The organism is Streptomyces lincolnensis, assembly GCF_001685355.1.
Taxonomy (GTDB): Bacteria; Actinomycetota; Actinomycetes; order Streptomycetales; family Streptomycetaceae; genus Streptomyces; species Streptomyces lincolnensis.
Map to the genome: position 1 here is coordinate 2,201,520 of NZ_CP016438.1, position 24,952 is coordinate 2,226,471.

At 70.6% G+C, this 24,952-nt stretch carries 21 protein-coding genes; 6 read left to right on the forward strand and 15 right to left on the reverse strand.

Annotation, left to right across the window (positions count from 1 at the left end):
• Window positions 1-161: 161 nt before the first annotated feature.
• From SLINC_RS09745 to atzF, 4 genes are read left to right on the forward strand one after another with little or no spacing between them, the layout of a single operon-like run.
• Window positions 162-986, forward strand: a complete 825-nt coding sequence (locus tag SLINC_RS09745) for an urea amidolyase associated protein UAAP1 (RefSeq protein WP_067429418.1) — start codon at window positions 162-164, stop codon at window positions 984-986.
• The gene (locus SLINC_RS09750) at window positions 983-1,615 is read left to right on the forward strand and encodes an urea amidolyase associated protein UAAP2 (RefSeq protein WP_067429419.1); all 633 of its coding nucleotides are present in this window, start codon (window positions 983-985) and stop codon (window positions 1,613-1,615) included. Before SLINC_RS09745 ends, SLINC_RS09750 begins: the two co-directional genes overlap by 4 nt.
• Window positions 1,612-5,127 (forward strand): 5-oxoprolinase/urea amidolyase family protein, encoded by a 3,516-nt coding sequence (locus SLINC_RS09755; RefSeq protein ID WP_067429421.1) that lies wholly within the window; start codon window positions 1,612-1,614, stop codon window positions 5,125-5,127. Before SLINC_RS09750 ends, SLINC_RS09755 begins: the two co-directional genes overlap by 4 nt.
• Window positions 5,128-5,165: 38 nt before the next feature.
• Window positions 5,166-6,827 carry an allophanate hydrolase gene (gene atzF, locus SLINC_RS09760; protein ID WP_067429423.1) on the forward strand — a complete coding sequence of 554 codons (1,662 nt, stop codon included), beginning with the start codon at window positions 5,166-5,168 and terminating at the stop codon, window positions 6,825-6,827.
• 64 nt (window positions 6,828-6,891) lie between these two features.
• On the opposite strand, the gene SLINC_RS09765 is transcribed toward atzF, so the two are convergent.
• The 4 genes from SLINC_RS09765 to SLINC_RS09780 form a co-directional block, all read right to left on the reverse strand.
• Window positions 6,892-9,708 carry a DEAD/DEAH box helicase gene (locus SLINC_RS09765; RefSeq protein ID WP_067429426.1) on the reverse strand — a complete coding sequence of 939 codons (2,817 nt, stop codon included), beginning with the start codon at window positions 9,706-9,708 and terminating at the stop codon, window positions 6,892-6,894.
• 184 nt (window positions 9,709-9,892) lie between these two features.
• Window positions 9,893-10,501, reverse strand: a complete 609-nt coding sequence (gene vanX, locus SLINC_RS09770) for a D-Ala-D-Ala dipeptidase VanX (protein WP_067445185.1) — start codon at window positions 10,499-10,501, stop codon at window positions 9,893-9,895.
• Between the two features lie 41 nt (window positions 10,502-10,542).
• On the reverse strand, window positions 10,543-11,583 hold the full coding sequence (gene vanA-Sc, locus SLINC_RS09775; RefSeq protein WP_067429429.1) for a D-alanine--(R)-lactate ligase VanA-Sc: 1,041 nt from the start codon (window positions 11,581-11,583) through the stop codon (window positions 10,543-10,545).
• Window positions 11,576-12,565 carry a D-isomer specific 2-hydroxyacid dehydrogenase family protein gene (locus SLINC_RS09780; protein WP_067429432.1) on the reverse strand — a complete coding sequence of 330 codons (990 nt, stop codon included), beginning with the start codon at window positions 12,563-12,565 and terminating at the stop codon, window positions 11,576-11,578. Before SLINC_RS09780 ends, vanA-Sc begins: the two co-directional genes overlap by 8 nt.
• A gap of 127 nt (window positions 12,566-12,692) precedes the next feature.
• Here SLINC_RS09780 and SLINC_RS09785 point away from each other — a divergent pair, with 127 nt between their 5' ends.
• A complete protein-coding gene (locus tag SLINC_RS09785; RefSeq protein WP_067429435.1) occupies window positions 12,693-14,036 on the forward strand; it encodes a UDP-N-acetylmuramoyl-tripeptide--D-alanyl-D-alanine ligase in 1,344 nt (447 codons plus the stop codon).
• A gap of 13 nt (window positions 14,037-14,049) precedes the next feature.
• Here the strand turns inward: SLINC_RS09785 and SLINC_RS09790 are convergent, their stop codons facing one another.
• Complete coding sequence (locus SLINC_RS09790; RefSeq protein WP_067429439.1) at window positions 14,050-15,201, reverse strand: lipid II:glycine glycyltransferase FemX; 1,152 nt, start codon at window positions 15,199-15,201, stop codon at window positions 14,050-14,052.
• Between the two features lie 154 nt (window positions 15,202-15,355).
• Between SLINC_RS09790 and SLINC_RS09795 the strand changes: the two genes are divergently transcribed.
• Window positions 15,356-16,441: a sensor histidine kinase gene (locus SLINC_RS09795; protein ID WP_067445187.1), complete on the forward strand. Its 1,086-nt coding sequence runs from the start codon at window positions 15,356-15,358 to the stop codon at window positions 16,439-16,441.
• A gap of 73 nt (window positions 16,442-16,514) precedes the next feature.
• On the opposite strand, the gene tatC is transcribed toward SLINC_RS09795, so the two are convergent.
• The 10 genes from tatC to SLINC_RS09845 all read right to left on the reverse strand — a co-directional run bounded on the left by tatC (window position 16,515) and on the right by SLINC_RS09845 (window position 24,940).
• On the reverse strand, window positions 16,515-17,468 hold the full coding sequence (gene tatC, locus SLINC_RS09800) for a twin-arginine translocase subunit TatC (protein ID WP_079164475.1): 954 nt from the start codon (window positions 17,466-17,468) through the stop codon (window positions 16,515-16,517).
• A 47-nt stretch (window positions 17,469-17,515) separates the two neighbouring features.
• Window positions 17,516-17,806, reverse strand: a complete 291-nt coding sequence (gene tatA / locus SLINC_RS09805) for a Sec-independent protein translocase subunit TatA (protein WP_067429444.1) — start codon at window positions 17,804-17,806, stop codon at window positions 17,516-17,518.
• 261 nt (window positions 17,807-18,067) lie between these two features.
• Window positions 18,068-18,262: a hypothetical protein gene (locus tag SLINC_RS09810; protein ID WP_067429446.1), complete on the reverse strand. Its 195-nt coding sequence runs from the start codon at window positions 18,260-18,262 to the stop codon at window positions 18,068-18,070.
• Between the two features lie 10 nt (window positions 18,263-18,272).
• Window positions 18,273-18,533, reverse strand: a complete 261-nt coding sequence (locus tag SLINC_RS09815) for a hypothetical protein (protein ID WP_067445189.1) — start codon at window positions 18,531-18,533, stop codon at window positions 18,273-18,275.
• A gap of 44 nt (window positions 18,534-18,577) precedes the next feature.
• Window positions 18,578-19,642, reverse strand: a complete 1,065-nt coding sequence (locus SLINC_RS09820) for a helix-turn-helix transcriptional regulator (protein ID WP_067429448.1) — start codon at window positions 19,640-19,642, stop codon at window positions 18,578-18,580.
• A gap of 19 nt (window positions 19,643-19,661) precedes the next feature.
• Window positions 19,662-20,615 (reverse strand): helix-turn-helix transcriptional regulator, encoded by a 954-nt coding sequence (locus tag SLINC_RS09825; protein WP_067429451.1) that lies wholly within the window; start codon window positions 20,613-20,615, stop codon window positions 19,662-19,664.
• A 132-nt stretch (window positions 20,616-20,747) separates the two neighbouring features.
• Window positions 20,748-21,119: an FKBP-type peptidyl-prolyl cis-trans isomerase gene (locus SLINC_RS09830; RefSeq protein WP_030835713.1), complete on the reverse strand. Its 372-nt coding sequence runs from the start codon at window positions 21,117-21,119 to the stop codon at window positions 20,748-20,750.
• A 60-nt stretch (window positions 21,120-21,179) separates the two neighbouring features.
• A complete protein-coding gene (locus SLINC_RS09835) occupies window positions 21,180-22,181 on the reverse strand; it encodes an FKBP-type peptidyl-prolyl cis-trans isomerase (RefSeq protein WP_067429454.1) in 1,002 nt (333 codons plus the stop codon).
• A 128-nt stretch (window positions 22,182-22,309) separates the two neighbouring features.
• The gene (gene pafA / locus SLINC_RS09840) at window positions 22,310-23,671 is read right to left on the reverse strand and encodes a Pup--protein ligase (RefSeq protein WP_067429457.1); all 1,362 of its coding nucleotides are present in this window, start codon (window positions 23,669-23,671) and stop codon (window positions 22,310-22,312) included.
• 9 nt (window positions 23,672-23,680) lie between these two features.
• Window positions 23,681-24,940, reverse strand: a complete 1,260-nt coding sequence (locus tag SLINC_RS09845) for an MFS transporter (RefSeq protein ID WP_067429460.1) — start codon at window positions 24,938-24,940, stop codon at window positions 23,681-23,683.
• Between the last annotated feature and the right edge of the window lie 12 nt (window positions 24,941-24,952).

Below are 24,952 nucleotides of genomic sequence, written 5' to 3' on the forward strand. Positions count from 1 at the left end.
ATCTTCGTGAGGGCCCGGTAACCGGTCGGCAACGCCACGGCAACGCAGGTGACGCGCCCTGTGCCTAATTTCTGTCGAGCGACAGAAATACCCCGGAGGCCCGACCACCGGAGACCACGACCCGCGGGACAGGACCGAGACCGACAGCCGGAGGTGCCGGTATGGCGACACAGACCACGTACGGAGCCCGTGACCACGCGCGCGCCCAGGAGGGCGCCCGCGCCGAGGCGATGCCCGTCGTCCCGGCCCGGGACTGGCCCGAGCCTCCCTGCGAGGCGGACCGCCTGGTGTGGGCCGAGACGGTCGCGGGCGGCAACTACACCCACCGGATGCTGGCCCGCGGCACCGAGCTGCGCCTGACCGATCCGCGCGGTGACGCCTGCGCCCACCTGCTGCTGTACGCGGCCGACCGCCCCTGGGAGCGGCTGAACGTCGCCGACACGGTGAAGGTCCAGTGGAACGCCTACCTCGGCGAGGGGCAGCTGCTCCTCTCCGACCAGGGCCGCGTCCTCGCCTCGGTCGTCGCCGACGGCTCCGGCCGGCACGACGCCCTGTGCGGCACCTCCACCCTGGCCCGCAACACCGGGCGCTACGGCGACGGCACTCCCCAGGGCCCCTCCCCCGCGGGCCGCGAGCTGTTCAAGCTGGCCGCGGCGAAGAACGGCCTCCAGCCGCGCGACCTGCCGCCGTCCCTGTCCTTCTTCCAGGGCGTGGAGGTCCGCGAGGACGGCGTCCTGGACTTCACCGGCTCGGCCGGCCCCGGCGCACACGTCACCCTGCGCGCCGAGCAGGACGTCACCGTGCTGATCGCCAACGTGCCGCATCCCTGTGACCCGCGCCCCGAGTACGTCAGCACCCCGCTGGAGGTGCTCGCCTGGCGCGCCGAGGCCACCCGCCCCGGCGACCCGCTGTGGGACGCCACTCCCGAGGGCCGCCGCGCCTTCCTCAACACCGTCGAATTCCTCGCCGCGAGGGGGCTCGCATGAAAGCCGCCGCTCCTGTGAAGACCGTCGTTCCCGCCCGCGCCGCCTGGTCGGCCGTCGTCCGCGCCGGCGAGACGCTCACCATCACCGACCTGCACGGCAACCAGGCCGTCGACTTCCTCGTCTACGACGCCCAGGACACCTCGGTCCGCTACAGCGCCCCCGACACCGTCCACGCCCAGGGCGGGATCTTCCTGACCACGGGCAGCGTGCTGATGTCGAACGAGTACACCCCGCTGATGACGGTGGTCGCCGACGACGTGGGCCGGCACGACACGGTCGGCGGCGCCTGCTCCAAGGAGTCCAACACCCTGCGCTACGGCCACCACACCTGGTCGCAGCACGCCTGCGTGGACAACTTCCTGGCCGAGGGCGCGAAGTACGGCCTCGGCAAGCGCGACCTCGTCTCCAACATCAACTGGTACATGAACGTGCCGGTCGAGAAGGACGGCACCCTCGGCATCGTCGACGGCCTGTCCGCGCCGGGACTGTCCCTGACCCTGCGCGCCGAGCGGGACGTCCTCGTCCTGGTCTCCAACTGCCCGCAGATCAACAACCCGTGCAACGGCTTCGAGCCGACGGCGGTGGAGATGACGATCACCGGAGCCGGCGAGCGAGGGGCCACCGCATGAGCTTCGACACCCTGCTGGTCGCCAACCGGGGCGAGATAGCGGTCCGGATCATCCGTACTGCCCGCGCCCTGGGTCTCAGGACCGTGGCGGTGTACTCCGACGCCGACCGCTCGGCCCCGCACGTCCGGCTCGCCGACGAGGCGGTGCGGCTCGGCCCGGCGCCCGCGAAGGAGTCGTACCTCGACGCCGACCTGGTGCTGAAAGCGGCCAAGGACACCGGCGCGGGCGCGATCCATCCCGGCTACGGCTTCCTGTCCGAGGACGCCGGGTTCGCGCGGCGGTGCGAGGAGGCCGGGATCGTCTTCGTGGGGCCCACGCCCGAGCAGCTGAAGCTGTTCGGCGCCAAGCACACCGCGCGGGCGGCGGCCGAGGCGGCGGGAGTGCCGCTGGCACCGGGGACCGGGCTGCTGGGCTCGGTGGACGAGGCGCTGTCCGCGGCGGCCGCCATCGGCTATCCCGTCATGCTCAAGGCGACCGGCGGGGGCGGCGGCATCGGCATGTCGGCCTGTCGCTCCGCCGGCGAACTCACGGATGCCTGGGAGCGGGTGCAGCGCGTGGCCGCCGCCTCCTTCTCCTCGGCCGGCGTCTTCCTGGAACGGCTGGTGGAGCACGCCCGCCATGTCGAGGTGCAGGTCTTCGGCGACGGCGACGGCACCGTGGTCACCTTCGGGGACCGCGACTGCACCCTCCAGCGCCGCCACCAGAAGGTGCTGGAGGAGGCCCCGGCCCCCGGCCTGCCCGCCCACGTCCGCGAGCAACTGAAGGTCGCCGCACGCGACTTGTGCGCGTCGGTCGACTACCGCTCCGCCGGGACCGTCGAGTTCGTCTACGACGCCGCCCACGAGGAGGCCTGGTTCCTGGAGGTCAACACCCGCCTCCAGGTGGAGCATCCGGTCACCGAGGAGATCTACGGCGTCGACCTGGTCGAGTGGATGCTCCGCCTCGCCCGCGGCGAGACACACGTCGTCCGCGCCCCCGGCCCGGCGCGCGGCCACGCCGTCGAGGCGCGCCTGTACGCCGAGGATCCCTCCCGCGACCACCGGCCCGGCGCGGGCCTGCTGACCCGGGTGGAGTTCCCGCCGGGCGTGCGGGTCGACGGCTGGGTGGAGACCGGCACCGAGGTGACGACGTCGTACGACCCGATGCTCGCGAAGATCATCGCGTACGGCCCGGACCGGCAGCGCGCGCTGGAGCGGCTGGACGAGGCCCTGGCCCGCACCCGTGTCGACGGCATCGAGACCAACCTGGGCCTGGTGCGGGCGGCGCTCACCCGGCCGGACTTCCGGCGGGCCGCGCACTCCACCGCGACGCTCGCCTCCGTGAGCGACCCGACGCCCCGGATCGAGGTCGTCGCGGGCGGCACGCTCACCACCGTGCAGGACTGGCCGGGCCGTACCGGTCACTGGCAGGTCGGGGTGCCGCCGTGCGGCCCGATGGACGACCGTTCCTTCCGGCTCGGCAACCGCGCGCTCGGCAACGACGAGAGCGCGCCGGGCCTCGAATGCACGCTCCAGGGGCCGGCGCTGCGGTTCACGCACCCCACGACCGTGTGTGTGACGGGCGCGCCGGCCCCGGTCACCGTGGACGGCACGCCCATCGCCCAGTGGGAGCCGGTGCCGGTTCCGGCGGGCGCCGTACTGGAGATCGGCGCCCCCCACGCCCACGGCCTGCGGACCTACGTGCTGTTCGCCGGAGGTCTCGACGTCCCCGCCTTCCTGGGCAGCGCGAGCACCTTCACGCTCGGCCGGTTCGGCGGGCACGGCGGCCGGGCGCTGCGCACCGGGGATGTGCTGCACGGCGGAGGCCCGGCCGAGGGGGCCGAGGGGACACCGGTCACCGACATCCCCTCCTACGGCTCGACGTGGCACATCGGCGCCGTCGAAGGCCCGCATGCCGCCCCGGAGTTCTTCACCGAGGACGACATCCACGACTTCTACGCCGCCGACTGGAAGGTCCACTTCAACTCGGCGCGCACCGGTGTCCGCCTGGTCGGCCCGAAGCCGCGCTGGGCGCGCACCGACGGCGGCGAGGCGGGCCTGCACCCCTCCAACATCCATGACACCCCATACTCCGTCGGCGCCGTCGACTACACGGGCGACATGCCGGTGCTGCTCGGCCCGGACGGCCCCTCGCTCGGCGGGTTCGTGTGCCCGGCGACGGTCGCTTCGTGGGAACGCTGGAAGCTGGGCCAGCTGCGGCCCGGCGACACGGTCAACTTCGTCCCGGTGCACGTCGACGGCTCGGACCGCCCGGCCATCGTGGACGGCGGCATCCTCGCCCGCGACGGCGACGTGACCTACCGCCGCAGCGGCGACGACAACCTGCTGGTCGAGTTCGGCCCCATGCAGCTGGACCTGGCCCTGCGGATGCGCGTCCACGCCCTGATGGAGGCGGTGGCCGGACAGGGCCCGGAGGGCATCACCGACCTCACCCCCGGCATCCGCTCCCTCCAGATCCAGGCGGACCCGAACCGCCTCCCCCAGCCCGAACTCCTCGCCGCCGTCCGGGAGATCACCGCTTCCCTGCCCCCGACCGACGAACTGGTGGTCCCCTCCCGCACGGTCCATCTCCCCCTGTCCTGGGACGACCCGGCGACCCGCGAGGCGATCGCCCGCTACATGGCGGGCGTCCGCGACGACGCGCCCTGGTGCCCGTGGAACATCGAGTTCATCCGCCGCGTCAACGGCCTGGAGTCCGTCGAGGACGTCCACCGCACGGTCTTCGACGCCGAATACCTCGTCCTGGGCCTGGGAGACGTCTACCTGGGCGCCCCCGTGGCCACCCCGCTCGACCCGCGCCACCGCCTGGTGACCACCAAGTACAACCCGGCGCGCACCTGGACGGCGGAGAACTCCGTCGGCATCGGCGGCGCGTACCTGTGCGTGTACGGCATGGAGGGTCCCGGCGGCTACCAGTTCGTGGGCCGGACGACCCAGGTGTGGTCGGCCTGGCAGCAGCGGGGCGCGTTCGAGCCGGGCTCGCCCTGGCTGCTGCGCTTCTTCGACCGGATCAGGTGGTATCCGGTGGACGCGGACGAACTCCTTCAGCTGCGCGCCGACATCATCTCCGGCCGCTTCGTCCCGCGCATCGAGGAGGGCACCTTCTCGCTCGCCGAGTACCAGGCCTTCCTGGCCGAGCACGCCGGGTCCGTCGCGGAGTTCAGGTCCCGCCAGCAGGCGGCCTTCTCGGCGGAACGGGACGCCTGGGAGGCCGCGGGCGAGTTCACCCGCGCCGAAGCCGTGGCCGCGCCGGCCGCACCCCCGAAGGACATCGAGATCCCCGCGGGCGGCCGCCTGGTGGAAGCCGAGTTCGCCGCCTCCGTATGGCAGGTGAACGTCGAACCCGGCGACACCGTGACGGCCGGACAACCGCTGCTCACCCTGGAGGCCATGAAGATGGAGTCCCGGGTGCCCGCGCCGATCACCGGCGTGGTCGCGGAGATCCTGGCCGGACCGGGTGACCAGGTGGAGGCGGGAACGGCCCTGGTCGTCCTGGCCCCCGCCGCTCAGTGAGACCTGGCCCCCGCCGCTCAGTGAAACAGGAGAAGCAGATGTCCCGCACCGTCGCCCGCGTCCGGGCCGCCTACGCCCGTATCGAGGCCGTGAACCGCCCCGAGATCTGGATCGACCTGCGCCCGGCACCGGAGGTCGAGGCAGAGGCCCGTGCGGTCGACGAGCGGCTCGCCGCGGGCGACCACCTCCCTCTCGCCGGCCGCCTGTTCGCCGCCAAGGGCAACATCGACGTGGCCGGCCTGCCCACCACCGCGGGCTGCCCGTCGTACGCCTACGCCCCCGAGGCGGACGCGCCGGTCGTCGCCCGCCTCCGTGCCGCCGGCGCGATCGTGCTGGGCACCACGAACCTGGACCAGTTCGCGACGGGCCTGGTGGGGACCCGGTCGCCGTACGGCGCGGTCCGCAGCGCGCACGACCCGTCGAGGGTGAGCGGCGGCTCCAGTGCCGGCTCGGCGGTCGCCGTGGCGCTCGGCATCGTGGATGTCGCGCTCGGCACCGACACCGCGGGCTCGGGCCGCGTCCCGGCCGCCTTCAACGGCATCGTCGGCCTCAAGCCCACCCGGGGCCTGGTCCCCACGGCGGGTGTCGTCCCGGCCTGCGCGTCGATCGACTGCGTGACCGTCTTCGCCCGCACGCTCCCGGAGGCCGAGCAGGCCCTCGCGTACATGGCGTCGCCGCCCGACCGCGACCTTGCGCCCCTCCCGCAGCGCGCGCCGGGGCCCTGGCGCATCGCGGTCGCCTCCCGCGCGCACCTCGGCGAACTGGACGAGGGCTGGGCCGAGGCCTACGACGACGCCGTCGACCGACTGGCCGCGGCGGGCGCGTCGGTACGGGAAATCGACCTCGGCCCCTTCATCGAGGCCGCCGCGATGCTCTACCAGGGCGCGTTCGTCGCCGAGCGCTACACGGCCGTGGGGAGCTTTGTCGACAAGGCAACAGCCGAGGGGGATGACTCCCTCGACCCCACCGTGGCCGGCATCATCACCCGGGCCCGTGACATCCCGGCCCACCGGCTCTTCACCGACACCGCCCACCTGGCGACCCTGCGCACCCGCGCCCTGGCGGAACTGGCCGACGCCGACGCCCTGTTGCTGCCGACCACTCCCGGCCACCCGACCCTCGCCGACGTGGCCGCCGACCCGCTGGGCGCCAACGCCCGGCTGGGCCGCTTCACCAACTCCACCAATCTCTTCGACCTGGCGGCGGTCGCCGTCCCGGCCGGCGAGGTCGACGGCCTCCCCTTCGGCGTCATGCTGATCGGCCCGGCTTTCACGGACGAGCGCCTCGCGAGGGTCGCGGCGCTCCTCCAGCCGGAGACCGAGCTGGCGGTGGTGGGAGCCCACCTGACGGGCCAGCCCCTGAACCCCCAACTCCTGTCCCTGGGCGCCCGTTTCTCCCGTACGACCACGACGGCCCCCGTGTACCGCTTGCACGCCCTGGCGACCCAGCCGCCCAAGCCGGGCCTGGTCCACGTCGGCGAGGGTGGCGCGGCGATCGAAACGGAGGTCTGGCGCCTGCCGGCGGAGGGCCTGGGCCGCCTCCTGGCCGCCCTCCCCCGCCCGATGGCACTGGGCAGGGTGGAACTGGCGAACGGAACCCAGGTTCCAGGGTTCTTGTGCGAACCAGAGGCCCTGACAAACGCCGAGGACATCACGCGATACGCGAGCTGGCGGAACTATCTGGAGCACAGGGAAAGCTGATCACCCTAAGGGGCGCGGGGAACTGCGCGACCAGCCACGACCGGCGCGCAGCCACCCGACAAGATCACCCCACCGACGAGTAGGCCACAACCCCCCGCAGCAACTGATCAACCGCCTTGCGCGCGTTCTTGGCGACGGTCGAGCTCTCCCCGCCGGACACGGGAGCCGCCGCCGAGATCTGCCCGAGCACGTCGATCACCTGCTTGCACCAGCGCACGAAGTCCCCCGCCGGCATCTCCGCCTCACGCAGGACCTCGTCGAGCCCCTTGCCCGACGCCCACATGTACGCGGCCCAGGCGAACCCGAGATCCGGCTCGCGCTGCCCGACGCCCTCGGTCTGGCTGATCCGGAAGTCCTCCTCCAGGGCGTCCAGCCGCCCCCAGATCCGCACCATCTCCCCGAGCGCGGCCTTGGCCTTGCCCGAGGGCAGCTTCGGCGCCATCGCGTCGTCGCCGACCCGCGACTCGTACACCAGGGCCGAGACACAGGCGGCCAGTTCGGCCGGAGCCAGCCCGTCCCAGACGCCTGCCCGCAGACACTCGCTGGCCAGCAGGTCGAGCTCACCGTACAACCGGGCGAGCCGCTTGCCGTGTTCGGTGACCTCGTCGCCGCGCAGGTAGTCCAGCTCGGTCAGCAGCGCGACGATCCGGTCGAAGGTCCGCGCGATGGTGTTCGTGCGCCCCTCGATGCGCCGCTCCAACTGCGAGGTGTCCCGCAGCAGTCGGTGATACCGCTCGGCCCACCGGGCGTGGTCCTCGCGGTCGTCGCACCCGTGGCAGGCGTGCGCGCGGATCGCCGTCCGCAGCCGGGCGATCTCCCGGTCGTCGGCGGCGTCCGACCGCTTCTTGCGGGCCCGCTCCGGCGGAATGTGCCCCGCCTTGGTGCGCAGCGCGGAGGCGAGATCCCGACGGGACTGCGGGGAACGCGGGTTGAAGGACTTCGGGATCCGCATCCGCTCCAGCGCCTCCACGGGCACCGGGAAGTCCATCGACGCGAGCCGCTTGACCTGCCGCTCGGCGGTCAGCACCAGCGGCCGCGGCCCGTCGTGGTGCTCGAAGCCGCGGTGGCCGTTGGACCGCCCGGCCGGCAGTCCGGGGTCCAGCACCAGTGCCAGGCCCGCGTACTTGCCGGTCGGCACATGGATGACATCACCCGGCTTGAGCTTCTCCAACGCGACGGCGGCCTCGGCGCGCCGCTGGTTGACGCCCTGGCGGGCCAGCTCGGTCTCCCGGTCCTTCAGGTCGCGCCGCAGTCGCGCGTACTCCTCGAAGTCGCCGAGGTGGCAGGTCATGGAGGCCTTGTAGCCCTCAAGACCCTCCTCGTTGCGCTGCACCTGGCGCGAGATGCCGACGACCGACTTGTCGGCCTGGAACTGCGCGAAGGACGTCTCCAGCAGCTCCCGCGAGCGGTGCCGCCCGAACTGCTCGACGAGGTTGACGGCCATGTTGTACGACGGCTTGAAGCTGGACCGCAGCGGATACGTACGCGTGCCGGCCAGTCCCGCGAGGTGCTCGGGGCTGCTCCCGCGCTGCCACAGCACGACCGCGTGGCCCTCGACATCGATGCCGCGCCGCCCCGCACGCCCCGTCAGCTGGGTGTACTCACCGGGCGTGATGTCGGCGTGCTGCTCGCCGTTCCACTTGACGAGCTTCTCCAACACCACCGAGCGGGCGGGCATGTTGATGCCCAGGGCGAGCGTCTCGGTCGCGAACACGGCCTTGACCAGGCCGCGGACGAAGAGCTCCTCGACGACCTCCTTGAACGTCGGCAGCATGCCCGCGTGGTGGGCTGCGATACCGCGCTCCAGGCCCTCCAGCCATTCGTAGTACCCGAGGACGTGCAGGTCCTCGGTCGGGATGGAGGCGGTGCGCTCCTCCACCAGCGACCGCACCCGCTCCCGCGCCTCGTCGTCGTTCAGTCGCAGCCCCGCGTGCAGGCACTGCTGGACCGCGGCCTCGCAGGCGGCGCGGCTGAAGATGAACGTGATGGCGGGGAGCAGTCCCTCGGCGTCGAGCCGTTCGATGACCTCGGGCCGGCTCGGCGTCCACACCCGCGAACGCTGGCGGCGCTCACGCTCCCGGTCGGCCTCGCGCATCGAACGGCCGCGTCTGCGGTCCTGGTACGACGGACGCTGTGCCTCCATCCGGGCCAGCCGGGTGAGGTCGGGGTTGACGGCCTTCTTGCTGCCCTCACCCTCCTCGAACAGGTCGTACATCCGCCGGCCGGCCAGCACGTGCTGGAACAGCGGTACGGGCCGGTGCTCGGAGACGATCACCTCGGTGTCGCCGCGGACGGTGTCGAGCCAGTCGCCGAACTCCTCGGCGTTGGACACGGTCGCCGAGAGCGAGACCAGCGTGACCGACTCGGGGAGGTGGATGATCACCTCTTCCCATACGGCGCCCCGGAAGCGGTCGGAGAGGTAGTGCACCTCGTCCATGACCACGTATCCGAGGCCGAGCAGGGTCTGCGAGCCCGCGTAGAGCATGTTCCGCAGCACCTCGGTGGTCATCACGACCACCGGGGCATCGGAGTTGACGCTGTTGTCGCCGGTGAGCAGGCCCACCTTCTCGGCGCCGTAGCGGCGGCACAGGTCGGCGTACTTCTGGTTCGACAGCGCCTTGATGGGTGTCGTGTAGAAACACTTCTTGCCCTGCTGGAGGGCGAGGTGGACGGCGAACTCGCCGACGATCGTCTTGCCGGAGCCGGTGGGCGCGGCCACCAGAACGCCCTTCCCCGCCTCGAGAGCCTGACAGGCCTCGATCTGGAAGGGGTCGAGGCCGAAGTCGTACATCTCGCGGAAGGTAGCGAGCGCGGTGGCCTGCTCGACAGCGCGCCTGCGTGCTGCCGCGTACCGCTCGGCCGGGGAGAGGTCCTCTGTCATCTTGTCTACGAGACTACCCGCCACCACTGACAGTCCACTCGATCTTTATCGACCGTCCCGCATCCCAGAACGACCGGGGACGCCCGGCGACGCCCGGCGGCCGCGGCTCGGGGTCCAGGACAGCGGCCGTCGGCATCCGCCCCGAGCCCCGTGCCGCCCTTCGCCCTCGCCCTCCCCCGGCGTCCTACGTGATGGGGAAATCGAAATAGGTGTCCGGATAGGGCTCGTCGTCGAGCGTGTAATGCCACCACTCGCAGGCGTACGCGCTGAAACCGCACGTCTCCATGAGGGACCGCAGGTGCTGCCGGTTCCGCGCTTCGACGGGCGTGATCCCTTGGGCACCATGGTGCGAGACGGGATCCATCAGGTCATGGTCGCCGCCCATGGGAAGGAGCTCACCGGTGGCCAGGTCATAGAGCGTGAGGTCGATGGTGCTGCCCCGGCTGTGGCCCGACCTGGGGGCCACATATCCGTTCTCGAACATCTCGGCCCTGCCGATGTTCGGATAGTGCCGCGGCTTGGTCCGGCCGTCCTCCGGCTGCCGTGACCAGCGCAGAAAGCAGTCGACGGCGCGCTGCGGGCGATAGCCGTCCCAGAGCAGCAGGCCGAATCCCCGCGTTCCGGCCTTCTCCCGTACCCGTTCCAGGGCCGCGCACAGAGCCCTCGTGCCGACGACCCGATTGGCCAGATACCCGTCCACCGGTTTGCCGGTGAAGTTGTCCCAGGTGGCGTACTTGGCATCCCAGCGTATTCCGGGCCCCAGCTCGTCCACGAAGACGAAGTCGTCCTTCATCGACTCCTTCGACTCCTTCGGTTCCATCGTTCTCATCGACTTCACCGGATTTTCCCTGTGAGGGCGAGGGACACCGTCCGGTCGATCACCTCGGAGAGCGGCAAACCCGCGGCGGCCATCATCCTGGGATAGCGGCTGTACGAGGTCATGCCGGGGAAGGTGTTGACCTCGTTGAGGACGACTTCTCCGTCCACCTTGAGGAACATGTCCACCCGTGAAAGGCCGCTGCACCCCAGGGCCCGGTACACGGCCTTGGCCGTTTCCTGGACGAGCAGACGTGACTCTTCCGGAATGTCTGCGGGAACGATCGCCGTGGAGTTCTCGGAACCGGTCTCGGGGGTGTCTTCCTGATGGATCCTGAAGAATCCGTGCGAGAGCGCGATGCGGTCCACCTCGCCGGCCACGAGATCCGCCTCGTTCCCGAGGATGGCGCAGCCGATTTCACTGCCCACGACAGCCTCTTCGATCAGCACCTTCGAGTCGTACCGCCGCGCCAGGCCGACCGCACTCGGAAGTTCCGCTTCCCGGGACACCTTGGTGACGCCGAAGGACGATCCCGAGCGGGCCGGTTTCACGAAGACCGGATAGGTGAGCTGTGCGGGATCGATGGTCTCGTTCGCCGTGACGGTCCAGAAGTTCGGCGTGGCGATTCCGGCGCTTCTGGCGACGACGTAGGCGAGCGATTTGTCCATGCACACGGCGGAACTCTGGATGTCGCAGCCGATGTACGGGATTCCGGAGAGTTCCAGCAGACCCTGCATCGCGCCGTCCTCGCCGAGTGTGCCGTGCAGCACGGGCAGCACGACGTCCAGCCGGATCGTTCCGTGGCGCCCCTGTTCCAGAAGGAGCAGTCCGTGCGTGGTGCTGTCCGGAGACAGCGCGACCGGACGGCAGGCGCCGTTCTCCCACTCCGCTTCGGGCCCGTCGCAGAGCTTCCAGGCACCGCTCTCGGTGATCCCGACGTAGAAGGGTTCGTACCTGTCGAGATCGAGGTTCCGGGCCACCTCGCGCGCCGACTTGACGGAGACGGAGTGCTCCTCGGAACGGCCACCGAATATGACGCCGACCTTCAGCTTAGCCATGCTGATTCCCGCTTTCGAATGCCAGACAGTTGGTGAGGGAGTTCTTCACGGTGTCGCGCAGGGCGTGGTCCGTGTAGTAGGCGGTGTGCGGAGTGATGAGCGCGTTCGGCAACTCCTGAAGCCGCAACAGTGCTTTGCTTTCGATGGGTATGTCCCGGCAGTCGCCGTAGAAGATGCCTTCCTCGCCTTCTACGACATCCAGCGCCGCACCGCCCAGCCTGCCGCTCTCCAGTTCCTGCACCAGAGCCTCGGTGTCGATGAGCGCACCACGCCCGGTGTTGACGATCAGCGCACCGTTCTTCATCCGCGCAAGGCGCCGTCGATTCAGCAGATGGCGTGTCTGCGGGGTGAGCGGCGCATGCAGGGTGATCAGGTCGCTCCGCCGCAGCAGCTCATCGAGCGGAACGTACTCGACAGCAATCCCGGGACGGTCGACGGGGCGATTGTCATGGGCCACCATTCGGCAGCCGAAACCCCGGAGCCGGCCCATGACCGCCGCGCCGATACGGCCTGTTCCGATCACTCCGACGGTCAGATCGCGCAGCTCTTTTCCGCGCAGTTCGCTCAGTCGGTAGTCGTGCATGTCGGTGCGCCGGACGATGGATTTCGCATCCCGTATCGCCATCAGCATGAGCATCAGCGTGTGGTCGGCCACGCTGTCCGGCGAGTAGGAGACGTTTTCGACACGGATGCCGATGCTCTCCGCGTATTCCACGTCGATGTGGTTGCGGCCGATGCTCCGCGTGGAGACATAGGCCACTCCGGCCCGGTCGAGTGCACGCAGAGTGGCGTGGGTGACGGGCGTCTTGTGGCCGACACTGATGCACCGGCTGCCGGAGGCCAGTTCGGCAGTGGCTTCGGAGACCGGTGCGTCGGTGATGGCCGGCCGCACACCGAGAGCGGGAGCCAGCTCGCGGAACAGAACGGCTTCGTCCGGACCGCACCCGTACATGGTGATGCGGGTCTTTTCGCTGTGGGTCATGCCTCCAGTCAAAGCGGCGTTCTGTTGCCGGAGCGTATGGGGTTTTCCATATGCTCGCGATACGTCCCGGCGCCTTGACTGGAGGCATGACTTTCAGCGAACCAGGCACGACTTCCCGGGAATCGGCGTGATTCCGCTCAGCGTCGGAGAGATCGCCGAAATCGTCGGCGGAAAAGCCGAGGGCGACACATCCGTGACCGTGACCGCGCCGGCCGTGCTCGACGGTCGGCGGGCCGATCCGGGCGGCCTCTTCGTCGCCTTCACCGGCGAGCACGCCGACGGCCATGACTACGCGGAGCAGGCCGGGCGGGCCGGTGCGGTGGCCGTGCTCGGCTCCCGGCCCACGCCGCTGCCCACCGTCGTCGTCGAGGACACCCGGGCCGCGCTGCACCTGCTCGCCGCCCACGTCGTGGCCCGGCTGCGCGACGGGCTGACCGTCGTCGGGGTGACCGGCTCGCAGGGCAAGACCGGCACCAAGGACCTGCTGGCGGGCGTCCTTTCGGGCGCCGGGCCGACGGTCGCCACGATCGGCTCGCTCAACAACGAACTCGGGGTGCCGCTCACCATGCTGCGCGCCCGGGCGGCCACCCGGTTCCTCGTCCTGGAGATGGGAGCCCGCCATGTCGGCGACATCGCCGCGCTCACCGGCCTGGTCGCGCCCGACATCGCCGTCGTCCTCAACGCCGGCCTGGCCCACCTCGGTGAGTTCGGGTCGCGCGCCGCCATCGCCCGGACCAAGGGCGAACTGGTGCGGGGGCTCGCGCCCGGCGGCACCGCCGTCCTCAACGCCGACGATCCCCGGGTGGCCGCGATGCGCGCGCTCACCGACGGGCCGGTGCTGACCTTCGGCCGGGCGGCCCACGCCGACGTACGGGCGCTCGGCCTGGTCCTCGACCGGCTGGGCCGGCCTTCCTGCACGCTGCGGGCCGGCGCCGCCTCGGCTCCCGTCACGCTGCCGCTCGTCGGCGCCCACCAGGCGCTCAACGCGTCGGCCGCCGCGGCGGCGGCACTCGCGGCCGGCGTTCCCCTCGGCCTGGCCGCGGCGGCGCTGGCCACCGCCTCGCTGTCGCCGTGGCGGATGGAGCCGCGCGACCTCGCCTGCGGGGCGACGCTGCTCAACGACTCCTACAACGCCAATCCCGACTCGGTCCGCGCCGCCCTGGACGCGCTGGCGGCCGTCGAGGGCGGGCGCCGCATCGCCGTACTGGGCGAGATGCTCGAACTCGGCGACGACAGCGAGGCCGAGCACCGGGCCGTCGGGGCGTACGCCGCCGCCCGGGCCGACGTGGTGGCCGCCGTCGGCGAGGCCGCCCGGCCGATCGCCGACGGCGCGGGCGAGCGGGCGGTGGTCCTCGGCGGCAACGACGCGGCCGTCGACTGGCTGCGCGGCCGGCTCACGGCCGGCGATGTGGTGCTGGTCAAGGCGTCCCGCGGGGTGCGCTTCGACGAAGTCGCCGCCGCACTCGCGTAGTCGGCCATGAGGCTCAGCGCCCGCGCCGTCTCATGTAGAGGTCGAAGGCCCGGTAGACCATCGGCCGCAGCGGCAGGTCCCACTCGCCGACGTACCGCACCGCCCGGCCGCCGGTGCCGACCTTGAACCGGACCAGGCCGACGTGCGGGTCGTCGGCGTCGAGGGTGGGGGTGATGCCGCGCAGGTCGTACACGTCGCAGCCGGCCGCGAGCGCGTCGCGGATCATCGCCCACTGGCAGGCGTTGGAGCCGCGCACCTCACGCTTCTCGGTGGCGGAGGCGCCATAGGCGTACACCGCGTGCGCGCCGACGCGGACCAGGACGGTGGCGGCGACCAGGTCGCCCTGGTGGTGGGCCAGATAGAGCGTGATCCGCTCGGGGTCCTCGGCGCTCAGCGCCGCGAACATGGTCTCGAAGTAGCGCAGCGGCCGGGGCGTGAAGCGGTCGCGCTCGGCGGTGTGGACGTAGAGGTCGTGAAACGCCTTGAGGTCCTGCGCACCCGCGCCGACCGTGACCTCGACGCCCTCCTTGGCCGCCTTCTTGATGTTGCGGCGCCACTGCTGGTTCATGACCCTGAGCAGTTCGTCCTCGGTCCTGCCCGCCAGCGGGACCTCGTACTTGAACTGGGGATGCCCGACCCCGAACCCGTCCTGCGGGCTCTGCGGCAGCCAGCCCGCGTCCTTGAGCCGCCTGCTCACGCGGGCGCCGACCGGGTAACTCCCCTGCCCGGGCAGGTCGGTCAGCCGCCTGATGTCCGGATCGGCGACGCCCTCCTTGACCTGGGCGGCGCTCCACGTGTCCGTGACCACCGGCGGGCCGAGCCGGATCGCGAACGCGCCGTGCGCCTTGAGATACACCGCCAGCGGATCGAGCCACGCCCCGATCTCGCCGCCCCAGTCGATGACCGGGCCCTCGGGCAGATACGCCAGCGTGAAGCGGTCGAGCCGCGGCACCGGGCGGTGCAGGACGAGCCCCGCACCGATCAGACGCCGACCGGCGAACCAGCCGAGGGACTCGCTGCGCCACTCGGTCTTGACGCGGCCCCACGCCGGGGTCTGGAGAAAGCTGACCGACCGCTGGGCCCGCACGAACGCCACATGCTCGGCAGCGCTGATCGGCCTGACGACCGGGTTCCCGACCGCTCGTACTGGTTCGCTGTAGGACATGCGAGCAGTCGATACGGGGGGATGTTGCCCGGGCGTATGCAGTTCTCGATACGCCGACGATATGTGCCCGCTCGTAGCCTCGACGTATGCGGGCCTTGATCATCGAGGATGAGTCCCCCTCAGAGGATGAGTCCCACTCATGGGGGTGGTGACCGTGCACAGGCAGCCCGGCTTGAGCGTCCGCCTCAAACTCACCCTCAGCTACGCCGGATTCCTCCTGCTCGCGGGGGTCTTCCTGCTCGTCGCCGTGGGCGTGTTCCTCCTGCGGCAGGGGTGGTTGCAGACCAATGAATCGGGGGCGGTGAGAGTCACTCCGGGCACCCTCTTCGTGCGCGGTTTCGCCTCGACGGCCGCCGCGGTCATGGTGTTCCTCCTGGTGTTCGGCCTCCTGGGAGGATGGATCCTCGCCGGACGCATGCTCGCCCCTCTGGACCGCATCGCACACGCCACCCGCACGGCCACGGCCGGCTCGCTGTCCCACCGGATCGAACTGCCGGGCCGCAGGGACGAGTTCCGCGAACTCGCCGACGCCTTCGACATGATGCTCGCGCAGCTAGAAGCACACGTCGCGGAACAGCAGAGATTCGCCGCCAACGCCTCCCACGAACTGCGTACCCCACTGGCGATCTCGAAGGCACTCATCGACGTCGCCCGCGCCGACCCGCACCACGACACCGGCGAACTCGTCGACCGCCTCCACACCGTCAACACCCGGGCCATCGACCTCACCGAGGCACTGCTCCTGCTCAGCCGCGCCAAGCAGCGGTCCTTCACCCGCGAACACGTCGACCTGTCCCTCGTCGCGGAGGAAGCGGCCGAAACGCTCCACCCGCTCGCGGAGAAGCACGGCGTCACCATCGAGACCCGCGGCGACATCACGCCCGCGCTCGGATCGCCCGCGCTCCTGCTCCAGCTCACCACGAACCTCGTCCACAACGCGATCGTCCACAACCTGCCGGAACAGGGCACCGTCCGGGTCCACACCGGCGTCCGCCCCCGGAGCGCGGTACTCACCGTCGAGAACACCGGCGAGCGGCTCACCCCCCAGCTGGTCGCGACCCTCACCGAGCCCTTCCGGCGCGGCACCGAGCGCATCCACACCGACCAGGCGGGCGTCGGCCTGGGTCTGGCCATCGTCAAGACCATCACCGAGGCACACGACGGAACCCTCACGCTCACCCCGCGCCCTGCCGGCGGGCTCCGCATCACCGTGGAACTGCCCACGGCCTCAGGAGGGTGAGCCGGAGGCCCGACGACAGAGGGCCCACCGGTTCGTCCCGGTGAGCCCTTCGTGCGCGGTGCGGAAGATCAGGTCAGGTCACGTCGTCGTACCCGTTGACCCGTTCCGTGCTCGACTGCTCGGGCAGCGCCCGGCTTGCGGAGACGGTCTCGACCTCGCCGACGTCCTCGGGCGTGAGATCCAGCTCGGAGGCCTCGTCGTCATCGGGGCCCAGAGCGTCGCGGCGACGCCGACGCCTGTCGTTGACCAGGGAGAAGAGCGTCGCCACGAAGTACAGCACCCAGATGGGGCCGGCCAGCGCCAGCATGCTCAGCGGGTCCGTGCTCGGTGTCGCCACGGCGGCGAACACGGTGATGCCCATGATCATCGCCCGCCACCAGCCGAGCATCCGCTTACCGGTGATCATTCCGGTGAGGTTGAGCATGACCAGCAGCAGGGGAAGTTCGAAGGAGAGACCGAAGACGATCACCATGCGGGTGACGAGCTGGAGCAGATCGTCCAGGGGCAGCAGGTTCTCGATGCTGCCGCTCGGGGTGAAGTCGATCAGCACCTTCGCGGTGGTGGGAAGCACCGAGTACGCGAAGTAGCCGCCGCCCATGAACAACGGGGCGCCGGTGAAGACGAAGGCGTAGGCGTACTTCTTCTCGTGGCGGTGCAGGCCGGGGGCGATGAACGCCCAGAGCTGGTACAGCCAGATCGGCGAGGCCAGCACGATGCCCGCCATCAACGAGACCTGGAGGGCCAGTGTGAAGGGCGCGAGCAGACCGTTGATCGTGATCCGGGCGCACTTATCGGTGGTCTCGGACGAACTGGCGAGCTGCTCGAAGGTCTTGTCGCAACCGATCGAGTCCAGAATCGGCTTCGTCAGGAAGTTGATGATGTCGTTGTAGAAGAAGGCTGCGACGACCGTCACGACGACGATGGCCAGCAGCGCCTTCGCGAGCCGGTTGCGGAGCTCACGCAGGTGTTCCGCGAGGGGCATCCGCCCCTCGGGATCCTTCTCCTCTTTGCGGGCAGACTTCAGCAACCCACGTTCCCATCTCGTGCGGCGGGCCGGAGGTCACCGGCCCTGCGTCAGCGCTTGGTCGTGTCCGTCGGCTCGGAGACCGGGCGCGAGCTGGTGACGTCGCCCGGGGCGGCCTGGATGGTGCGCTGCGCCGGGTTCTGCTGGTCGTCCTGCGGCGGGGCCGCGGGAGCGGACGCGTTGTCCTGGCCCTCGGTCTTCATCGCCTTGGCCTCGCTCTTCAGGATGCGCGCGGACTTGCCGAGCGAGCGCGCCATGTCCGGAAGCTTCTTCGCGCCGAACAGCAGGATGATGACGACGAGGATGAGAATGATCTCGGGGGCGCCGAGCCTTCCGAACATAAGTCTTTACCTTCTCACCGAGGCGGCTTGAGTGGGGTGCTGTCCGACCGGTCGGACAGGTGTCCGAACGATCGTGCTGACAGCGATCGTAACGCTCAGGGGTGAACGCGTGGCAATCCCTGTGCGTACTCCCGGTTCGCGATCCGCGCCTCGTTCTCCGGACCGCGACCAGCAGCGTACCTGCCGGGGCCACTCAAGTGACAGGGCGAATGGACCCAAAGCGCACCACACTCGGAACTCACAGGTGGCGCACGAGGCCTCTCACAGCGAGTCCGCGGCCCGGGCCGCGCTCATGGAGGCGCGCTCCAGATCCTCCGCGGCGCGGTTGATGCGCCGGGCGGAGTCCGTGACCTGCCTGCCCAGCCGCTGCGCCTCCAGGAAGACCCGTACGGCGAGCACGCCGAGGACGGCGAGACCCACGAAACCCACAGCTACCGCGAACATCGGCCAGAACATGAGGGCGAGCCTAGAGGGTGGAGTGCAGCCGCAGGGTCCGGACCCCGCCGCCCGTCAGCAGCTCGACGATCCGCTCCCCCGCCGGCTTGCGGACGGAGGAGCCGCAGTCGGGGCAGACGAAGGAGTAGAAGGTGGTACGGCTCGTGGCGCCGATGGCCAGGCGCAGGGCGCTCGCGGCGAGCTCGAAGCGGCCGCGGCAGTCGGGGCAGCCCGCCCTGAAGGTCACCGGGGTCACGTTTCTCATCCCGGCGAAGGCGGCGGCCACCGTCATGTCCTGTACATCCCTGTCCTGCACATCAGACGTCGACGACTCGCTCAAAGCTCCTGCTCCTGCCTGCCGTGCTGCCCGTCGTACCGGCTGTCGTGCACCGTGTGCGGCGCGTGGTCGCCGTGCGCCTCGACCCCGTCGTACGCCGCCAGGGCCTCACGGGCGGCCTCACGGGCGCTGTCGGCGAGGTCGCGCGGCGAGACGATCCGGCCGTCCCGCCCGAGCCGCAGCGCGAGCCGCCGCAGGGACGTGGGATCCGGGGTCCGCAAGGTGATACGCAGGCCGCCGTCCGCGAGCTCATCCGCACTGTCGTGCGGGTAGTACTCCGCCACCCAGCGCCCGCCGGGACCGACCTCGACGACGACCTCGGGGTCCTCCGCGGCCGGCTGCACCAGCCCCTCGGACAGGTCCCGCAGCTCGATCTCGGGCGGCGCGGACGGCTCGTCGAGGATCCTGATCTCGGCGACCCGGTCGAGGCGGAAGGTGCGGCGCGCCTCCGAGCGGCGGCACCAGGCCTCCACATAGGTGTGACCGACGCTGACCAGCCGGATCGGGTCGATCTCGCGCTCGGTGACCTCGTCCCGGGCGGGTGAGTAGTAGCGGATCCACAGGCGGCGCCGCTCGGAGATCGCCCGGTCGACGTCCGCGAAGACGCCCCCCTCCGACTCGAAGGTCACCGACAGCCGTGCGCTGGCCCCCGCCTGCTCGCCGGCGGCGGTCTCCACCTTGGCCGTGGCCCGCAGCAGGGCCTGCCGGTCGCTCTCGCGCAGGCCGGGCAGGGTGGACACCGCGCGGGCTGCGACCAGCAGCGCGGTGGCCTCGTCGGCGGCGAGCCTCAGCGGCTCGGCCGTCTCCTCGCCGAGGGCGGCGGGGTTGTGCCACCAGATGCGCTCGCCGTCGGTGTCGATGTCGAGCAGGTCACCGCCGCGGAAGCTGGTGCCGCACATGGGCAGTACGTCGAGGTCGGAGACCAGTTCGTCCTCGGTGATCCCGAAGGCGCGGGCGACGTCCTCGACGCGGGCGCCGGGACGCTCCTTCAGATAGGTCACCAGGGAGAGCATCCGCCTGGTCTGGTCGATGGCGTTCACGGGCCTGACCGGTTTGCCTGCCACAGTTCTCTTCCGTTCCCCCTCAGCCCTTGGCCACGGCGCGCAGCCGGTCCACCACGTCGGCCCGCAGTTCGGCGGGCTCCAGGACCACCACGTCCGGCCCGAACTCCACCAGCCAGGCGTCCAGGCCGTGGCCGTACGGAATCTCCAACTCGTCCCAGCCGGCTCCCAGTTCCCGCACCGCTGTGGCCTTCGCTCGCAGGGGGTACCCCGCGCCCGTGCGCAGTCTGATCAGCGCGGAGCGGTCGGCGGTCTCGCCCGCCCAGCTCGCGACGGTCTCGCGCACGGTGACGACGTCGGGCACCGGGGTGGTGAAGCGGCTGCCGCGCGAGCGCACCTTGCCGGTGATCCGGGACAGCCGGAACACCCGCTCGGCGCCCCGGTCGCGGTCGAAGCCCGCGAGGTACCAGTGGCCGCGCCAGCACTCCAGCGCCCACGGCTCGACATGCCGGGGCTCGGGGTGGGCGGCGGTGGCCTTGCGGTAGTCGAAGACGACCGGGCGGCGGTCGCGGCAGGCCAGCATCAGCGGCTCGAACGCGGCCTCGTGCACCGGGATGCGGGGCTCCAGGGCGCCGTGCGACTCGTAGGGGTCGACGTCCTCGGGCAGTCCGGCCGCGCGCAGCTTCTGGAGGGCGCCGCTGGCCGCGCCGGCGAGCCGGGCCTGCTGCCACACCTTGGCGGCCAGGCCCAGGGCGGCGGCCTCCTCGGCGTCCAGGGTGATGGGCGGCAGGCGGTTGCTGTCGCGACGGGCCAGGTAGCCGACCTCGCCGTCGAGGTTCTCCACCGTCTCGATGACCAGACCGAGTTCGCGCAGATCGTCCTTGTCGCGCTCGAACATCCGGTTGAAGGAGTCGTCGGTACTGGCTTCGAGGTAGGCCTCGATGGACTCACGCAGCTCACGCTTGCTCAGTGGCCGCCGCGTACCCAGCAGACACAGCGCGAGGTTCATCAGCCGCTCGGCCTTGGCAATGGCCATCGACGCCCTTCGCCTCCCTATGGTGCTTACGGACGATGACCGTACCGCCCCGAAGTGGCGTGGCAAAAGCCGAGGGCCCATGCCCGGACAGGCATGGGCCCCAGGTGATCGGGTCCGGTCGGATGTCGACGATCAGACGCCGAGGAGGTCGACCACGAAGATCAGCGTCTCGCCGGGCTTGATCGCCGGGGTCGGGCTCTGGTTGCCGTAGGCGAGGTGCGCGGGGATGGTCAGCTGGCGGCGGCCGCCGACCTTCATGCCCTGCACGCCCTGGTCCCAGCCCTTGATGACACGGCCGCCACCGAGCGGGAAGCGGAACGGCGTCCCGCGGTTCCAGCTGGCGTCGAACTCCTCGCCGGTGCTGAAGGCGACGCCCACGTAGTGGACGGTGACGGTCTGGCCCGCCTGCGCCACCTCGCCGTCGCCCTCCCAGATGTCCTTGATCTCCAGGTCCGCCGGGGGCTCGCCGCCCGGGAAGTCGATCTCGGGCTTGTCGATGCTCACGTCTCTAGCTCCTGCTTGTGTACGGAAAGGCAACGGGCACAGTCTTACATCTCGGCGAGGTCACATCTTCGCGAGGATGTCGACCGAGAAGACCAGGGTGGAGTCCTTCTTGATGCCGCTGTCGGCGGGCGGGTTGTCGCCGTAGCCGAGCTTCGGCGGGATGGTGATGAGGACACGGCTGCCCACCTTCTTGCCGGTCAGTCCCTGCGCCCAGCCCTTGACGACCTGCTGGAGGGAGAACGACGTCAGCGAGCCGCTCTTGTACGACGAGTCGAACTCCTTGCCGCCCTCCCACAGCACGCCCTTGTACTGCACGAGCACGGTGCTGGTCGCGGCGACCTCCTCGCCATCACCCTCGATGACGTAGTTCGCCACCAGCTTCGTCGGCGCGTCGGCCTTGGGGACCTCGATGGAGGGCGCCTTGCCGTCGGTGTTGGTGCCGACCTTGGGCAGGTCCGCGTTGTCCTGGGCGACGTCCGTGCCCTTGGCGGAGCTCTTGGAGTTGAACGTCTCCTTCAGGTCCACGACGAAGACCAGCGTGTCGGTGCCCTTGATGCCGGCCTGTGCCTGGCCCTGCTCGCCGTACCCCCAGGTGGGCGGCACGGAGAACTCGACGCGGCTGCCGGTCTTCTTGCCCGCCAGGGCGTACCGCCAGCCGTCGATGATGCTGCCCGCGGCGAGCTGGATGAGCAGCGGCGCCTTGCGGTCGTAGGAGTTGTCGAAGACCTTCGCGGTGTCCCAGATCTGACCGAGGTAGTGGGCCTGGACGTAGTCGTTCTCGGCGACCGTGGTGCCGCTGCCCGCGACGAGCGTCTTGACCGCGAGGTCCTTCGAGGGGGCGCCGCCGCCCTTGGCGATGGTCGGCTTCTGGTCGAACTTCACGCCCGCGGTGACGGCCGGCAGGGGCCCGTCGACGATCTTCGGCGGCGCGGCCGACGCCCCGGCCGACGCCGAGGGCGACGCGCTGTCGCTCGCCTTACTCGAGTCGGACTTGTCGTCACCGCATGCGGAGAGCGTGGCAAGTCCTGCGGGTACGGCGATGAGAAGTGAGCGTCGGCGCACGGTGGGGGCCTCGTAATCGGTCGATCTTGTGATGGCGTGCGCGCAACTCTACGGCGTGAGAAGGGCGCCGTACGTGAAACGTACGGCGCCCGTGTTGCGTTCCGAATCCTTCTCCGGAAACGCTCCGCTCACATTCCGGCGATCAGCTTCTCGACCCGGTCGTCCACCGAACGGAAGGGGTCCTTGCACAACACGGTGCGTTGTGCCTGGTCGTTGAGCTTGAGGTGAACCCAGTCGACCGTGAAGTCACGGCGCTGTTCCTGCGCCCGCCGGATGAAGTCGCCGCGCAGGCGCGCCCGAGTGGTCTGCGGCGGAACCGACTTGCCCTCGAAGATCTTCAAGTCGTTGCAGATCCGGGCGGCTTGGCCCTTCTTCTCCAGCAGGTAGTACAGGCCACGACGGCGGTGGATGTCGTGGTACGCGAGGTCTATCTGCGCGACCCTGGGGTGGGACATGGTCATGTTGTGCTTGGCCCGGTACCGCTCGATGAGCTGGTACTTCATCACCCAGTCGATCTCGGTGCCGATCCGGTCGAGGTCCTCGGCCTCGATCGCGTCCAGCGTGCGGCCCCACAGCTCCAGGACCTGCTCGACGGTGCCGGTGCGGATGCCGCGGCGCTCGCAGAAGTCCACGGCCTTCTCGTAGTACTCGCGCTGCACCTCCAGCGCGGAGGCCTCGCGGCCACTGGCCAGGCGCACCTTGCGCCGGCCGGTGATGTCGTGGCTGACCTCGCGGATCGCCCGGATCGGGTTCTCCAGGGTCAGGTCGCGCATCACGGTGCCCGCCTCGATCATGCGCAGCACCAGGTCGGTGGCGCCGACCTTGAGCAGCATGGTCGTCTCGGACATGTTGGAGTCGCCCACGATGACGTGCAGGCGGCGGTAGCGCTCGGCGTCCGCGTGCGGTTCGTCGCGGGTGTTGATGATCGGCCGGGAGCGGGTCGTCGCCGAGGAGACGCCCTCCCAGATGTGCTCGGCGCGCTGGCTGACGCAGTAGACCGCGCCGCGCGGGGTCTGCAACACCTTGCCGGCGCCGCAGAGCAGCTGCCTCGTGACGAGGAACGGAATGAGGATGTCCGCGAGTCGGGAGAACTCCCCGTGGCGTGCGACGAGATAGTTCTCGTGGCAGCCGTAGGAGTTGCCCGCCGAGTCGGTGTTGTTCTTGAAGAGGTAGACGTCGCCCGCGATTCCTTCCTCATGCAGGCGTCGTTCGGCGTCCACCAGGAGTCCTTCGAGAATGCGCTCGCCGGCCTTGTCGTGGGTGACCAGTTCGGTCACGTTGTCACATTCGGGTGTCGCGTATTCCGGATGTGAGCCCACGTCGAGATAGAGGCGGGCGCCGTTTCGCAGAAAGACGTTGCTGCTGCGGCCCCATGACACGACACGGCGGAAGAGGTACCGCGCCACCTCGTCGGGAGACAGGCGGCGCTGTCCCCTGAACGTACACGTGACGCCGTACTCGTTCTCCAGCCCGAAAATGCGGCGGTCCATGACTGAACATTACGCCCGATCCCCCGAGCTGAAACGGGGTTCGGCCGCACGGTTTGGATCATTTTCCGATGAAGAAGCAACCACGGCACCCCGGGCGGAAGTCACCAGGACCCCTCCCGTGGCCAGCAGTACGAGCAGGGAGACGGCCCCCGCGGCCCCCGGGACGACGAAGCCCCACCCGGCCCCGCCCGCCTCGACGACCGGGCCCGTGAGGCCGGTTCCGGCGGCCGTGCCGACCGTGAAGGTCGTCACGAGCCAGGAGAACGCCTCGGTGACCGTCCCACGCGGCGCGTGCCGGTCGACCAGGACGAAGGCGCAGGCGATGACGGGCGCCAGGAAGACGCCGGCGAGGACCGTCAGCAGCGTCATGGCGACCGGGCCCGGCAGCAGCGTCAGCGGCAGGTAACACACCGCCAGAAGCGCCACCAGGACCCGCAGTCGCCGCGCCGGCTCACCGGTCCACTGCCGCGCCCCGTAGACGACGCCGCCGATGAGGGCGCCGATGCCCAGGGCGGCCATCAGCCAGCCGTAGACGGCGTCACCGCCGTTGTCGTCCGCGTATGCCACGGAAGCCACCGTGATGGAGCCGAGCGCGATGCCGACGAACAGGAAGGCGCTCAGCATGGCGAGGAGGCCGGGCGAGCGCAGCGCGCCCAGCCAGTGGGCCTCGCGCGGCGCCGAGCGCCACGCGCGCGAGGGCGGCGAGACGACCACCCAGAGCGCGCCGAGCACGCCGACGGCGTTCAGCACGAGCAGCGCCGCCCGCTCCGACCACAGCGACACGCACGCGGTCACCAGCAACGGCCCCACCGCGAACATGACTTCCTGCGCCACGGCGTCCATCGCGTACGCCCTGTGCACCTGGTCCTCCCTGCGCAGGACGGAGGACCACAGCGCCCGCAGACCGCCCTCCAGGGGCGGTGTGAAGAGTCCCGCGGCGGCGACGGCCGCGTAGGCCAGGGGCAGCGGACCGATGCCGGCGAAGGCGAACACGGCCATGGCGAGGGCCGACAGCACCGCCGCCGGCAGCTGGACACGCGGCTGTCCGTACAGGTCCACCAGCCGTCCGAGCACGGGCTGCCCCACGGCGTTGGCCACGGCGTACGCGGCCACCAGAGCGCCGGCCAGGCTGTAGGAACCGCCCTCGGCCCGCACGAACAGCATGATCGCGATCGCGGCTGTGGCGTTCGGCAGCCGGCCCACCAGCGTGCCCGCCAGCAGACGGGTCGCGTGTCGCGCCCTGAGGATCTCGAGGTATCCCACGGCCATGCCCCGCCTCCA